This is a genomic window from Pseudomonas sp. H3_E07 (genome assembly GCF_054668895.1).
Genome location: NZ_CP162795.1, coordinates 1,881,402 through 1,893,841, shown reverse-complemented (window position 1 = coordinate 1,893,841; position 12,440 = coordinate 1,881,402). Strand labels below are relative to the sequence as shown.

Here is a 12,440-nt window from a genome sequence, read left to right as displayed (position 1 = left end):
GACATGATGCTTCAAAAGCCTATTCGTCTGCGGCAGGCCGGCATGGTGCTGCTGATCAGCCTGGTGGTGTTGTTGCTGTTGTCGCTGATCGGTCTGTCATCCATGCAAGGGGCGGTCAGCCAGCAAAAGGTCACCGCCAGTCTCTGGCACCGTAATCAATCGCTGCAAAGCGCCGAGAGTGGCTTGCGGCGTGGGGAGTCGGTGGTGCAGCGGTTATTTGCGACGCTGCCGCCGTGCCGGTCGATTGTCACCTGTGCACCGCCGGCCGCCGCCTATTCGGTGGTTGGGGCTGGGGTGGACCCTGTGTCGGGCATTACTTGGACTGCACTGGACGGCGGTCTATTCGGCGTTCAAGCCCTGGGGGGCGCGGTGGGGCTGGCGCATTTACCACCACAAACCGTGGCCGACGTGTATCGAGTGACGGCTGTCGGGTTGAGCGGCCAATTGCGCACGGTGCTGGAGAGCGTCTATGCGCATGTAGAAGAAGAGGGCGGCTCGCGTTTCCGGCGGGTGGCCTGGCGGCAACTTCAATAAGGAGCGTTGAAATGGGCATGGACAGCCGGGGTTTTACACTGATCGAGTTACTGATCGCCGTGGCCATCATCGCGGTGCTGGCCGGGATTGCTTACCCCGGCTACACCGGCCATATGAAAAAGGTCTATCGCGCTGAAATCGTCGCGTTATTGACCGACCAGGCTCAGCATCTGGAACGTTTTTATACGAGGAGCGGCACTTTTATTGATGCAAGCGGCGTCAGTGCGGGCAACGATCGCTATAGAATCACCGCAGCATTGAACCCTCAGGATTTCCAGCTGGTGGCTACGCCTGGCGTCGACTCGGTCATGACCGGCGACCTTTGCGGCGCGTTTAGCCTGACCAGCACCGGCGCGAGGACCAATCCGGGCGCTGCACCTGACATCTCGCGCAGGCAGTGCTGGGGGCAATGATGAGGGTGCGGGATGACTGGGCGCCAGGTGCGCTTGTTCCTTTTTATCGGCTGGATCAAATGATGGCAGAGCAACAGCAGGTAGTGATTGTCGGTGGCGGGGTCATCGGCTTGTTGACGGCGTTCAACCTGGCGACCCAAGGGCAAGCAGTGGTGTTGCTGGAGCGCGCGGGGTTGGGGCAGGAGTCCTCCTGGGCGGGCGGCGGTATTGTCTCGCCGCTGTATCCGTGGCGCTACAGCCCCGCTGTCACTGCGCTGGCCCATTGGTCCCAGGACTTTTATCCACAGTTGGCGCAGCGCCTGTTTGCGCAGACCGGTGTTGACCCAGAGGTTCATACCACGGGCCTGTACTGGCTGGACCTGGACGATGAAGCCGAGGCCCTGGCCTGGGCTGCGCGCGAAGGCCGTCCATTGAGCAAAGTGGACGTGTCGGCCGCCCATGACGCCGTTCCGGTGTTGGGTGGCGGGTACGCCAATGCGATCTACATGGCTAACGTCGCCAATGTGCGCAACCCGCGTCTGGTCAAATCCCTCAAGGCGGCACTGCTGACATTGCCCGGCGTGACCATTCACGAACAATGTGAAGTGACGGGTTTTTTGCTGGATGCGGGCAATGTAGTGGGGGTGAGCACTGCTGATGGGGCGATCTTCGGCGATCAGGTCGTACTGGCGGCCGGCGCCTGGAGCGGTGAGCTGCTTGGTACGTTGGGCCTGTCGCTGCCGGTCGAACCGGTCAAGGGCCAGATGATCCTGTACAAATGCGCTTCGGATTTCCTGTCGAGCATGGTCCTGGCCAAGGGGCGTTACGCGATCCCCCGACGTGATGGGCACATCCTGATCGGCAGCACGCTGGAGCATGAAGGCTTCGATAAGACCCCCACTGAAACGGCGCTGGAAAGCCTCAAGGCCTCGGCGGTGGAGTTGATTCCCGCGCTGGCGGACGCCGAGGTGGTTGGGCATTGGGCCGGATTGCGCCCAGGTTCGCCGGAAGGTATTCCTTACATCGGCCAAGTGCCGGGCTTCAAGGGCTTGTGGCTCAACTGCGGCCATTACCGCAATGGCCTGGTGCTTGCGCCGGCGTCGTGCCAGTTGTTTACCGATCTGCTGCTGGAGCGTGCGCCGATCATCGACCCCGCGCCTTATGCGCCCGAAGGTCGGATCAACGCTGGATAGACTTCGGCCCTTGCTCCAAATGCGCCTGGGTGCAATACCACTCCTGGCGCGAGCTCAAGGCGCGATCCTGCGGCAGGTGCACGCCGCAGTGGGCGCAGCGCACCATCAGGGCAGCGTCAGGCTCGCTGGCGCGTTGCTGCTTGGCGGCCGGGCTTTTGAATTTGCGCCAGAACCATACTGCGGCGGCAATGACGGCAATCCAGAACAGTAGACGAAGCATGATGGGCAGTTTCTCGACAAGGAATGCGCCAGTTTAGCCAAGGACGTGCCAGGCGCACAGCGCAATAATACCGCCCACAAAAAAGGAGCCTCGAAAGGCTCCTTTTTGATGACGGCAGGTGCAATCAGTCGAACACACCGAAGGTCATGTAGCTGAACCACGAACGGTCCTGGTTGTTGCCCAGGGCCTGCGGTTCTTCCTCTTCGATCACGTCGCCGTTCTCGTCGTGGGGCTTGAGGTCCGAAGGAATGGCGTCCTTGGCGTCCTGGTACTGCTTGATCACGTCCTGATTGGCGCGGGTTTCGCCCGGCGGCAGCGGTGGACGGGATTCGATCAGGCCCAGGGTGTACTTGCTCAGCCACGAACGGTTGTCGGCTTCGGCAACCTGAGGCACGAACTGGCCGTCCTTCAGGCTTGGGTGATCCGGGTAGTTGAGCTTCAAGGTTTCCAGGCTGGTGCTGGCCAGTTCGTCCAGGTGCAGACGCTGGTAAGCCTCGGTCATCACGGCCAGGCCGTCACCCACGGAGGGGGTTTCCTGGAAGTTCTCTACCACATAGCGACCACGGTTGGCGGCAGCTACGTAGGCCTGACGGGTCAGGTAGTAGTGAGCCACGTGGATCTCATAGGAAGCCAGCAGGTTGCGCAGGTAGATCATGCGCTGCTTGGCGTCGGGCGCGTAGCGGCTGTTCGGGTAGCGGCTGGTCAGCTGGGCGAACTCGTTGTAGGAGTCGCGGGCAGCGCCCGGGTCACGCTTGGTCATGTCCAGCGGCAGGAAGCGCGCCAGCAGGCCGACGTCCTGGTCGAACGAAGTCAGGCCCTTCATATAGTAGGCGTAGTCGACGTTCGGGTGCTGCGGATGCAGGCGAATGAAACGCTCGGCGGCGGACTTGGCAGCTTCCGGCTCGGCGTTCTTGTAGTTGGCGTAGATCAGCTCGAGCTGGGCCTGGTCGGCGTAGCGCCCGAACGGATAGCGCGACTCCAGTGCCTTCAGCTTGGCTGTGGCGCTGGTGAAGCTATTATTGTCCAGGTCTTTCTGAGCCAGTTGGTACAACTCGACTTCGCTCAGGTTTTCGTCGACGACTTCCTTTGTTGACGAGCAAGCAGCAGTCATGGCGAGGATGGCGATCAGCAGCAGGTGTTTCACTTGCATGGCGGCTTGCGTCCCTATGACGGCCGCTGTCTTGGGCGGGGCCGTCCTGTTATGATGAGCGCCCCGTTGAAAGCCTCGGGGCAAAAGACGCCGTATTTAACCACAAGCGCGCAGCCGAAACCAAAGGCTGTGCCACGCCTAGTCTGAGCATGTCCGATAAAATTGAACTTCGCGCAGAGGTGCCGTCCGAATTGGGCGGCCAACGCCTCGATCAAGTCGCCGCACAATTATTCGCTGAGCACTCGCGCTCGCGCCTTTCCGCCTGGATCAAAGACGGCCGCCTGACTGTGGATGGAGCGGTTATCCGCCCGCGAGACATAGTCCATGGCGGTGCGATTCTTGAGCTGACTGCCGAGCAGGAAGCCCAGGGAGAATGGGTCGCCCAGGACATCGAGCTAGATATCGTCTATGAAGACGACGACATCCTGGTCATCAACAAACCCGCAGGCCTGGTGGTTCACCCGGCCGCTGGGCACGCTGATGGCACTTTGCTCAATGCCTTGTTGCACCACGTGCCGGACATCATCAACGTCCCGCGCTGCGGCATCGTGCACCGTCTGGACAAGGACACCACCGGCTTGATGGTGGTGGCCAAGACCATTCAGGCGCAGACGCAGTTGGTCACACAATTGCAGAGCCGCAGCGTCAGCCGGATCTACGAGTGCATCGTGATCGGCGTGGTGGTGGCGGGCGGCAAGATCAACGCCCCGATCGGTCGCCATGGCCAGCAGCGCCAGCGTATGGCGGTAATGGAGGGCGGCAAGCAGGCCGTCAGCCACTACCGAGTGTTGGAGCGTTTCCGTTCCCACACCCATGTGCGGGTCAAGCTGGAAACCGGCCGTACTCACCAGATTCGCGTGCACATGGCGCACATCAACTTCCCGTTGGTCGGTGATCCTGCCTACGGTGGTCGCTTCCGTATTCCGCCGGCGGCCAGTGCAACCATGGTTGATTCGCTGAAAAACTTCCCACGCCAGGCACTGCATGCGCGCTTCCTGGAACTGGATCATCCGACGAGCGGTAAGCGGATGAGCTGGGAATCGCCTCTCCCGGACGACCTCGTCTGGTTGTTGTCGCTGCTCAAGCAGGATCGCGAGGCGTTTATCGGATGAGTGACTGGCTGATTCCTGACTGGCCTGCGCCGGCTCAGGTGAAAGCCTGCGTCACCACCCGTGCGGGCGGCGTCAGTCTGGCGCCGTTTGACAGCCTCAACCTGGGCGATCATGTCGAGGACAGCCTGGAGGCCGTCCTTGAGAATCGCCGTCGTCTGACTGAGGCCTTTTCTATTCAGCCGGCCTGGTTGCGCCAGGTTCATGGCGTGAACGTGGTCGAGGCTGATCCTGCGCGCATCGCCGAAGCCGATGGCAGTTGGACCAGCACCCCAGGCATCGCCTGCACCGCCATGACCGCCGATTGCCTGCCTGTGTTGTTTTGCAACCGCGCCGGCACTCGCGTGGCGGCGGCCCATGCCGGTTGGCGTGGCCTGGCGGCGGGTGTGCTGGAAGCCGCGTTCGAGAGCCTCGACACCGAACCAGACCAAGTATTGGTATGGCTGGGCCCGGCAATCGGTCCCCAAGCCTTTGAGGTCGGTCCGGAAGTGCGTGAAGCCTTCATGCTGCAGCTGCCGATCACCGCCGAAGCCTTTGTGCCCAGTCGTAACCCCGGCAAGTTCATGGCCGACATCTATAAGCTGGCCCGTCTGCGCCTGGCTGCACGCGGCGTCACGGCTGTTTATGGTGGTGGGTTGTGCACCGTGACCGACCCACGCTTCTTTTCCTACCGGCGCAGCCCTCGCACCGGTCGGTTTGCCTCCCTTATCTGGCTGGAACGCTAGACTCATCTGATCTGCGTCAACTCCCTGTCGCTTGAAACTCCCAGAATCCACCCCATCTATAAGGGTATCTGGCAGGTTTCTTCATTCAGGATGTTTTATAGCTCCGGCCTGCTCAAAAGGAAGGTGACTAATGCGTATTGATCGTTTAACCAGCAAATTACAGTTGGCACTGTCTGACTCTCAATCCCTGGCCGTGGGCCTCGACCACCCGGCCATCGAGCCTGCGCACTTGATGCAGGCGCTCCTGGAGCAGCAAGGTGGTTCTATCAAACCCTTGCTGATGCAGGTGGGCTTCGACGTCAACAGCCTGCGCAAGGAGTTGAGCAAAGAACTCGACCAACTGCCGAAAATCCAAAACCCGACCGGCGACGTGAATATGTCCCAGGACCTGGCGCGCCTGCTCAACCAGGCAGACCGTCTGGCCCAGCAGAAGGGCGACCAGTTCATCTCCAGCGAACTGGTGCTGCTCGCTGCCATGGACGAGAACAGCAAACTCGGCAAGTTGTTGCTGGGCCAGGGCGTGAGCAAGAAAGCCCTGGAAAATGCCATCAACAACCTGCGGGGCGGCGACGCGGTGAACGACCCCAACCATGAGGAGTCGCGCCAAGCCCTGGATAAATACACCGTCGACCTGACCAAGCGCGCCGAAGAGGGCAAGCTTGACCCGGTGATCGGCCGTGACGATGAAATCCGTCGCACCATCCAGGTGTTGCAGCGTCGTACCAAGAACAACCCGGTGCTGATCGGTGAGCCGGGCGTGGGTAAAACTGCGATTGCCGAAGGCCTGGCCCAGCGCATCATCAATGGTGAAGTGCCGGATGGCCTCAAAGGCAAGCGCCTGCTGTCCCTGGACATGGGGTCGCTGATTGCCGGTGCCAAGTTCCGAGGCGAGTTCGAAGAGCGCCTGAAATCCCTGCTCAATGAATTGTCGAAGCAGGAAGGGCAGATCATTCTGTTTATCGACGAGCTGCACACCATGGTCGGCGCCGGTAAAGGCGAGGGCTCCATGGACGCCGGCAACATGCTCAAGCCAGCCTTGGCGCGGGGTGAGCTGCACTGCGTCGGTGCTACCACGCTCAACGAATATCGCCAGTACATTGAAAAGGACGCGGCCCTTGAGCGTCGCTTCCAGAAAGTGCTGGTGGAAGAGCCGAGCGAAGAAGACACCATCGCGATCCTGCGTGGCCTGAAAGAGCGTTATGAGGTCCACCACAAGGTGGCCATCACCGACGGCGCGATCATTGCGGCGGCCAAATTGAGCCATCGCTACATCACTGACCGTCAGTTGCCTGACAAGGCCATCGACCTGATCGACGAGGCAGCCAGCCGCATCCGCATGGAGATCGACTCCAAGCCGGAAGTGCTCGACCGTCTGGATCGGCGCTTGATTCAACTGAAAGTCGAGTCCCAGGCCCTGAAGAAAGAAGAAGACGACGCGGCGAAGAAACGCCTGGAAAAACTCCAGGAAGAAATCGTCCGTCTGGAACGCGAGTATTCGGACCTGGAAGAAATCTGGACCTCGGAAAAAGCCGAAGTGCAGGGTTCGGCCCAGATCCAGCAAAAGATCGAGCAGTCCCGCCAGGAGCTGGAAGCCGCACGCCGTAAAGGCGACCTGAACCGTATGGCTGAGTTGCAGTACGGGGTGATCCCCGACCTGGAACGCAGCCTGCAAATGGTCGACCAGCACGGCAAGCCTGAGAACCAGTTGCTGCGCAGCAAGGTAACCGAGGAAGAAATTGCCGAAGTCGTTTCCAAATGGACCGGCATTCCCGTGTCGAAAATGCTCGAAGGCGAGCGCGACAAGTTGCTGAAGATGGAAAGCCTGTTGCACCAACGCGTGATCGGCCAGGAAGAGGCCGTGGTGGCGGTGTCCAACGCGGTACGGCGTTCGCGGGCCGGGTTGTCCGACCCGAACCGTCCGAGCGGTTCGTTCATGTTCCTCGGCCCGACCGGCGTGGGTAAGACCGAGCTGTGCAAGGCCTTGGCCGAATTCCTCTTTGATACTGAAGAGGCCATGGTGCGGATCGATATGTCCGAATTCATGGAGAAACATTCGGTGGCTCGCTTGATCGGCGCTCCACCAGGCTATGTGGGCTACGAGGAGGGCGGTTACCTGACCGAGGCTGTGCGGCGTAAGCCTTACTCGGTGATCCTGCTGGATGAGGTCGAGAAAGCGCACCCGGATGTGTTCAACATCCTGTTGCAAGTGCTGGAAGACGGCCGCCTGACGGACAGCCACGGGCGTACCGTGGACTTCCGCAACACGGTGATCGTGATGACGTCCAACCTGGGGTCGGCGCAGATCCAGGAGTTGGTGGGTGATCGTGAGGGCCAGCGCGCTGCCGTGATGGATGCGCTGACCAGCCACTTCCGTCCGGAATTCATCAACCGGGTCGACGAAGTGGTGATCTTCGAGCCGCTGGCACGTGATCAGATCGCGGGCATCACCGAGATCCAGTTGGGCCGCCTGCGTGGCCGCCTGGCCGAGCGCGAGCTGGACCTGGTATTGAGCAGCGAGGCGTTGGACAAGCTGATCGCGGTAGGTTACGACCCCGTGTATGGCGCACGGCCGCTGAAACGTGCGATCCAGCGCTGGATCGAAAACCCGCTGGCGCAGTTGATCCTGTCGGGCAGCTTCATGCCGGGCACCAGTGTCGAGGCGACCGTGGAAAACGACGAAATCGTCTTCCACTAAGCCCCGTCTGTTGGGTAATAAGAGAAGGCCCCGCATTGCGGGGCCTTTTTTTTCGATAGGGCGTTGAACTGTAAGGCAAAGGCTTGTAAAGTGCGCCCCGCAGCAACGTCAGCCCACGGGTTTCTTCTCCCCAAGAAGAAATCAGAAACAAGCGCAAATCATTGTCTTAAAAGCAATTTAAAGGGTTGACAGGGGTTTTTAAGATTGTAGAATAGCGCGCCTCAGACACATGAACGTAGCGATACGGACAAGTCGAAGAGAAGGTAGTAAGCAGTAACGTAGTACTTTGAAATATGTAGTTCCGTGATAGCTCAGTCGGTAGAGCAAATGACTGTTAATCATTGGGTCCCAGGTTCGAGTCCTGGTCACGGAGCCAATTTCAATATCGGGGTATAGCGCAGTCCGGTAGCGCGCCTGCTTTGGGAGCAGGATGTCGGGAGTTCGAATCCCCCTACCCCGACCATATTTGGGTCGTTAGCTCAGTTGGTAGAGCAGTTGGCTTTTAACCAATTGGTCGTAGGTTCGAATCCCACACGACCCACCATTTTTGAGACCAGTTAACGCTGGAATCGAATCTTAAGATCAGAGGCCAAAAGCGCTGATCGAAGAAGGCGACTGAAAGGTCGCCTTTTTATTACCGGGGTATAGCGCAGTCCGGTAGCGCGCCTGCTTTGGGAGCAGGATGTCAGGAGTTCGAATCCCCTTACCCCGACCATATTAAAAATCCTCGTATCGAAAGATACGGGGATTTTTTTTGTGCGCGAAAATCTTGACTCTCCGCAAAACAAATGTGGGAGCGGGCTTGCTCGCGAATGCGGTGTATCAGTCAGCACGTCTGGCGCTGAGCCACCGCATTCGCGAGCAAGCCCGCTCCCACATTTACCAGGTCCCACTCGGGACCGTGTTGTCAGTGGAGCTTGAGGCGTGGCTCGGTGCCTCGCCCGATCTTGCTCCCCAGCATCAGCATCGCCGTGCGAAAGAAGCCATACAGCGCCATCTGGTGCATGCGGTACAGCGACACATAGAACATCCGCGCCAGCCAACCTTCCAGCATCACGCTGCCGGTGAGGTTGCCCATCAAGTTACCCACCGCCGAGAAGCGCGACAGCGAGATCAGCGAGCCATAGTCGGTGTACTTGTAGCTCGGCAGGTCCTTGCCCTCGATGCGCAGCTTCAGCGACTTGGCCAGTAACGAGGCCTGCTGGTGAGCTGCCTGGGCCCGTGGTGGTACGTTGCGGTCGGTGCCCGGTTGCGGGCAGGCGGCGCAGTCGCCAAACGCGAAGATGTTCTCGTCGCGAGTGGTTTGCAGTGTCGGCAACACCTGCAGTTGATTGATGCGGTTGGTTTCCAGGCCATCGATATCCTTGAGGAAACCGGGTGCGCGAATACCGGCCGCCCATACCTTTAGGCTGGCCGGGATCACCTGGCCACTGGTGGTGATCAGTGCATCGGCCGTCACTTCACTGACCGCCGAATTGGTCAGCACGGTCACCCCGAGCTTCTCCAGGGTTTTGTGCACCGGCGCGCCGATACGCTCCGGCAGGGCAGGCAGCACTCGTGGGCCGGCTTCGATCAGGGTGATGTGCATGTTTTCCGGCTTGATGCGGTCCAGGCCATAGGCGGCCAGCTCATGGGCGGCGTTATGCAGTTCGGCGGCCAGTTCGACCCCGGTGGCACCAGCGCCGACGATGGCGACGCTGATTTTTTCCACCACGTCGGTCTGCCCGGCATGGGCGCGCAGGTAGTGGTTGAGCAACTGCTGGTGGAAGCGCTCGGCCTGCTTGCGGGTGTCGAGGAACAGGCAGTGCTGCGCGGCGCCCTCGGTACCGAAGTCATTGGTGGTGCTGCCGACCGCGATCACCAGGCTGTCATAGCCCAGCACGCGCGCAGGCACCAGCTCACGGCCTTCTTCGTCGAGGGTGGCGGCCAGCTGGATCTTCTTCTGTTCACGGTCGAGCCCGCTCATGCGCCCCAGTTGGAACTCGAAGTGGTTCCATTTGGCCTGGGCGACATAATTGAGTTCGTCTTCCGAAGAGTTCAGCGAACCGGCTGCCACTTCGTGCAGCAAGGGCTTCCAGATATGGGTCAGGTTGGTGTCCACCAGCGTGATGCTGGCGGTGCCGCGCTTACCCAGAGTCTTACCCAGGCGGGTAGCCAACTCCAGGCCGCCGGCGCCGCCGCCGACGATAATAATACGATGGGTCATGGGGATATCTCGCAAGGCTAAAAGAAATCGGAGCAGTTACCCCCGCGAGCGCCAGGCAGCTCATAGCGTCAGGTAACTCAAAAGTCGGCTCAGCAAGCCAAGGCCGATCACCACTACCAGCACCACACCCAGGAGCAGCCACGGCCGGAAAGGCTTGCGCTCGACTCGGTGTTGGGAGAGTTGGAGGTACTCTTCGACATGCTGTTGGTCATCGGGGTTCAGGCGGCTGGTCATAAAGGCCTCGTCAGGTAGACGTTGCAAAAGGGCGCCACGTTACAGTCCGGGGGCTCAGAGGCTGATGCCCACATCGAACACTATGCTGCGGCCCAGGTTGTTGCGCAAGAAATCCGGTGCATCCGGGTGGGCGAACAACACCCGTGCAAAGGTCGGCCCCACCAGCGACAGCGAGCGCCAGCCCTGGCGCAGGTATTCCGTCGGCGGCGGAAAATGACTGTTGAGGTCGAGCACTTCACGCTTGAGGCTGGTGAAGGCGACGATATCCAGCTCCCCCAGGTCCATCCCGCGCTCTTTGTAGTTATGGGCCTTCTTGCGCAGCGTGGGCGCCAGGCGCAGCAAGAACTCATGGGCCGGGATGCGTCGCGGCTTGGCCTCGCGCCGCACCAGTTGGCTCAGGGAGAACGCGCTGCGTCGGCGCAGCAATTCGTCGCGCCATTCGTCGTTCAGGCGGCGGCCCTCATCCAGTACAAAAAACACCTCGAAGCTGGCGTCGCGAAACAGCACGTCCGGCGGCTCTTGCCCGGCGGCGTGAAATTCTTCGGCACGGTAGGGCACGTTCAGGCCTTGCAGCAGGCGCTGGCAGACCCAACGCTCACGCTCCCATTTGCGGGCATTGGACAAGAATGCGTTGGCTTGTTCGGCCGCTACGGTCAGCAGGCGCAAGTAATCTGAGTCATCCATAGCTAGCAGCTTAGCGCCCAAATGATGACCGCAGGAAGTCCCGCTGCAAAAGCTCGGTGTAGACTGGGCATTCGAGCGTTCCACCGGGTAAGAGGAGTGTGCAGTGAAGATTCTAGCGGTGTTTTTGTTGGCTCTGTTGCCTGTGGGGGCCCAGGCGGTTGAAGTGGGCGAGCGCCTGGCCCCTTGGACCCTGCTGGATCAATTCGATCAGGCCTACACCCTGGATAACCAGGCGCAGGTCCTGCTCGTTGCGCGTGGCATGGACGCCGCCAAGCAGGTGGATGCAGCGCTGCAGGGCCAACCCAAAGGCTACCTTGAGGCACGACATGCTGTGTTTGTTGCCGATATCCAGCGCATGCCGCGCCTGATCGCCAAGCTGTTCGCGGTACCGGCCATGCAGTCCTACAACTACCGGGTCATGCTGGACCGTGACGCACGCATTGCGCCGCGTTATCCGGGGCCTGTGGATAAAGTGCTGTGGCTGCAACTGGATAACGGCAAGCTGGTCGCCGAGCACGCCTACAGTTCTGCCGCCGAACTGCGTCAGGCCCTGGAGCAGGTGAAGCCGTGATCAGCGCCGCGGTGTTGGCGCCGGCAACACTCGGGGCCGGCTGGCTGTTGTATGTGCCCCTGGTAGTCTGGGCCATCTTGCGTTCACCTTGGGTCGAACTGTTTGCCGACCGGCGGCGCCAGCATTTGCTGTTTGGCACCGTGTTCGCCTTGTTCATGCTGTGGCTGGTACGGCGGGATTTCGACACCGGCGTGTCCTACCACTTTATCGGCATGACCGCCGTGACCCTGTTGCTCGATTGGCCCCTGGCGATCGTGGGCGGTTTTGCCGCCCAGTTGGGCTTGATGGCGCTGGGACGCCAGGACCTCGCAGCCCTGGGCGTCAACGGCCTGCTGCTTATTGGGCTGCCGGTGCTGGTCACGGAAGCCTGCGCGTTGCTGGTCGAGCGGGCGCAACCGCGCAATCCCTTCGTGTATATCTTCTGCTCCGGTTTTTTCGCCGCCGCGCTATCGGCTTTGCTCTGCCTGGTGCTCGGACTGGGGCTGTTGTGGTTCGACGGCCGTTTTGCCCTGCCGGAATGGCTGGAGGATTTTGTCGGCTACCTGTGGCTGATCATCTTTCCCGAAGCCTTCATCAACGGCATGGTTATCAGCGCGCTGGTGGTGTTTTGCCCGGAATGGCTGGAGACCTTCAACCGCACGCGCTACCTGTCCGCCCCCTGGAAGGACGACGATTCACAGCGTTGACCCAGATCAAATCCCACCCACCCAAGCAGGGCCATGCTCAG

General features: G+C 60.5%; 13 protein-coding genes and 4 tRNA genes. 12 read left to right on the top strand and 5 right to left on the bottom strand.

The window, feature by feature from the left end:
- The first annotated feature begins 3 nt into the window (after window positions 1-3).
- From AB4O08_RS08660 to thiO, 3 genes are all read left to right on the top strand, one after another.
- A complete protein-coding gene (locus tag AB4O08_RS08660) occupies window positions 4-534 on the top strand; it encodes a pilus assembly PilX family protein (RefSeq protein WP_010213254.1) in 531 nt (176 codons plus the stop codon).
- Window positions 535-545: 11 nt separating this feature from the next.
- Window positions 546-947, top strand: coding sequence for a type IV pilin protein (locus tag AB4O08_RS08655; RefSeq protein WP_010213253.1), 402 nt, complete (start codon window positions 546-548; stop codon window positions 945-947).
- Window positions 948-1,009: 62 nt separating this feature from the next.
- Complete coding sequence (gene thiO, locus AB4O08_RS08650; RefSeq protein WP_010213251.1) at window positions 1,010-2,119, top strand: glycine oxidase ThiO; 1,110 nt, start codon at window positions 1,010-1,012, stop codon at window positions 2,117-2,119.
- Here thiO and AB4O08_RS08645 read toward each other — a convergent pair.
- Together AB4O08_RS08645 and AB4O08_RS08640 are read right to left on the bottom strand one after the other, a co-directional pair.
- Window positions 2,106-2,339: a PP0621 family protein gene (locus tag AB4O08_RS08645; RefSeq protein ID WP_010213250.1), complete on the bottom strand. Its 234-nt coding sequence runs from the start codon at window positions 2,337-2,339 to the stop codon at window positions 2,106-2,108. The genes thiO and AB4O08_RS08645 overlap by 14 nt on opposite strands.
- A gap of 124 nt (window positions 2,340-2,463) precedes the next feature.
- A complete protein-coding gene (locus tag AB4O08_RS08640; protein ID WP_010213249.1) occupies window positions 2,464-3,489 on the bottom strand; it encodes an outer membrane protein assembly factor BamD in 1,026 nt (341 codons plus the stop codon).
- 149 nt (window positions 3,490-3,638) lie between these two features.
- On the opposite strand from AB4O08_RS08640, the gene rluD reads away from it, so the two are divergent.
- The 7 genes from rluD to AB4O08_RS08605 all read left to right on the top strand — a co-directional run bounded on the left by rluD (window position 3,639) and on the right by AB4O08_RS08605 (window position 8,733).
- Complete coding sequence (gene rluD / locus AB4O08_RS08635) at window positions 3,639-4,601, top strand: 23S rRNA pseudouridine(1911/1915/1917) synthase RluD (RefSeq protein WP_010213248.1); 963 nt, start codon at window positions 3,639-3,641, stop codon at window positions 4,599-4,601.
- The gene (gene pgeF / locus AB4O08_RS08630) at window positions 4,598-5,323 is read left to right on the top strand and encodes a peptidoglycan editing factor PgeF (RefSeq protein ID WP_021491919.1); all 726 of its coding nucleotides are present in this window, start codon (window positions 4,598-4,600) and stop codon (window positions 5,321-5,323) included. The genes rluD and pgeF overlap by 4 nt, the downstream gene beginning before the upstream one ends.
- 130 nt (window positions 5,324-5,453) lie before the next feature.
- Window positions 5,454-8,018: an ATP-dependent chaperone ClpB gene (gene clpB / locus AB4O08_RS08625; RefSeq protein ID WP_010213245.1), complete on the top strand. Its 2,565-nt coding sequence runs from the start codon at window positions 5,454-5,456 to the stop codon at window positions 8,016-8,018.
- A 300-nt stretch (window positions 8,019-8,318) separates the two neighbouring features.
- Window positions 8,319-8,394: transfer RNA gene (locus tag AB4O08_RS08620), tRNA-Asn, on the top strand.
- 10 nt (window positions 8,395-8,404) lie between these two features.
- Window positions 8,405-8,481, top strand: a tRNA-Pro gene (locus tag AB4O08_RS08615).
- Between the two features lie 5 nt (window positions 8,482-8,486).
- A tRNA-Lys gene (locus AB4O08_RS08610) sits at window positions 8,487-8,562 on the top strand.
- Between the two features lie 94 nt (window positions 8,563-8,656).
- A tRNA-Pro gene (locus AB4O08_RS08605) sits at window positions 8,657-8,733 on the top strand.
- A 192-nt stretch (window positions 8,734-8,925) separates the two neighbouring features.
- Here AB4O08_RS08605 and AB4O08_RS08600 read toward each other — a convergent pair.
- Genes AB4O08_RS08600 through AB4O08_RS08590 form a run of 3 tightly spaced genes read right to left on the bottom strand, consistent with a single transcriptional unit; the run spans window position 8,926 to window position 11,142 of the window.
- Entirely contained in the window at window positions 8,926-10,224 is a 1,299-nt protein-coding gene (locus AB4O08_RS08600; RefSeq protein ID WP_042571057.1) for an NAD(P)/FAD-dependent oxidoreductase, read from the bottom strand.
- Between the two features lie 60 nt (window positions 10,225-10,284).
- The gene (locus tag AB4O08_RS08595) at window positions 10,285-10,458 is read right to left on the bottom strand and encodes a DUF3094 family protein (protein ID WP_044286631.1); all 174 of its coding nucleotides are present in this window, start codon (window positions 10,456-10,458) and stop codon (window positions 10,285-10,287) included.
- Window positions 10,459-10,512: 54 nt separating this feature from the next.
- On the bottom strand, window positions 10,513-11,142 hold the full coding sequence (locus AB4O08_RS08590) for a DUF1780 domain-containing protein (RefSeq protein ID WP_010213242.1): 630 nt from the start codon (window positions 11,140-11,142) through the stop codon (window positions 10,513-10,515).
- 103 nt (window positions 11,143-11,245) lie between these two features.
- Here AB4O08_RS08590 and AB4O08_RS08585 point away from each other — a divergent pair, with 103 nt between their 5' ends.
- Together AB4O08_RS08585 and AB4O08_RS08580 are read left to right on the top strand one after the other, a co-directional pair.
- Window positions 11,246-11,713, top strand: coding sequence for a hypothetical protein (locus tag AB4O08_RS08585; RefSeq protein ID WP_010213240.1), 468 nt, complete (start codon window positions 11,246-11,248; stop codon window positions 11,711-11,713).
- The gene (locus tag AB4O08_RS08580; RefSeq protein WP_042571059.1) at window positions 11,710-12,399 is read left to right on the top strand and encodes an energy-coupling factor ABC transporter permease; all 690 of its coding nucleotides are present in this window, start codon (window positions 11,710-11,712) and stop codon (window positions 12,397-12,399) included. Before AB4O08_RS08585 ends, AB4O08_RS08580 begins: the two co-directional genes overlap by 4 nt.
- Window positions 12,400-12,440: the final 41 nt, after the last annotated feature.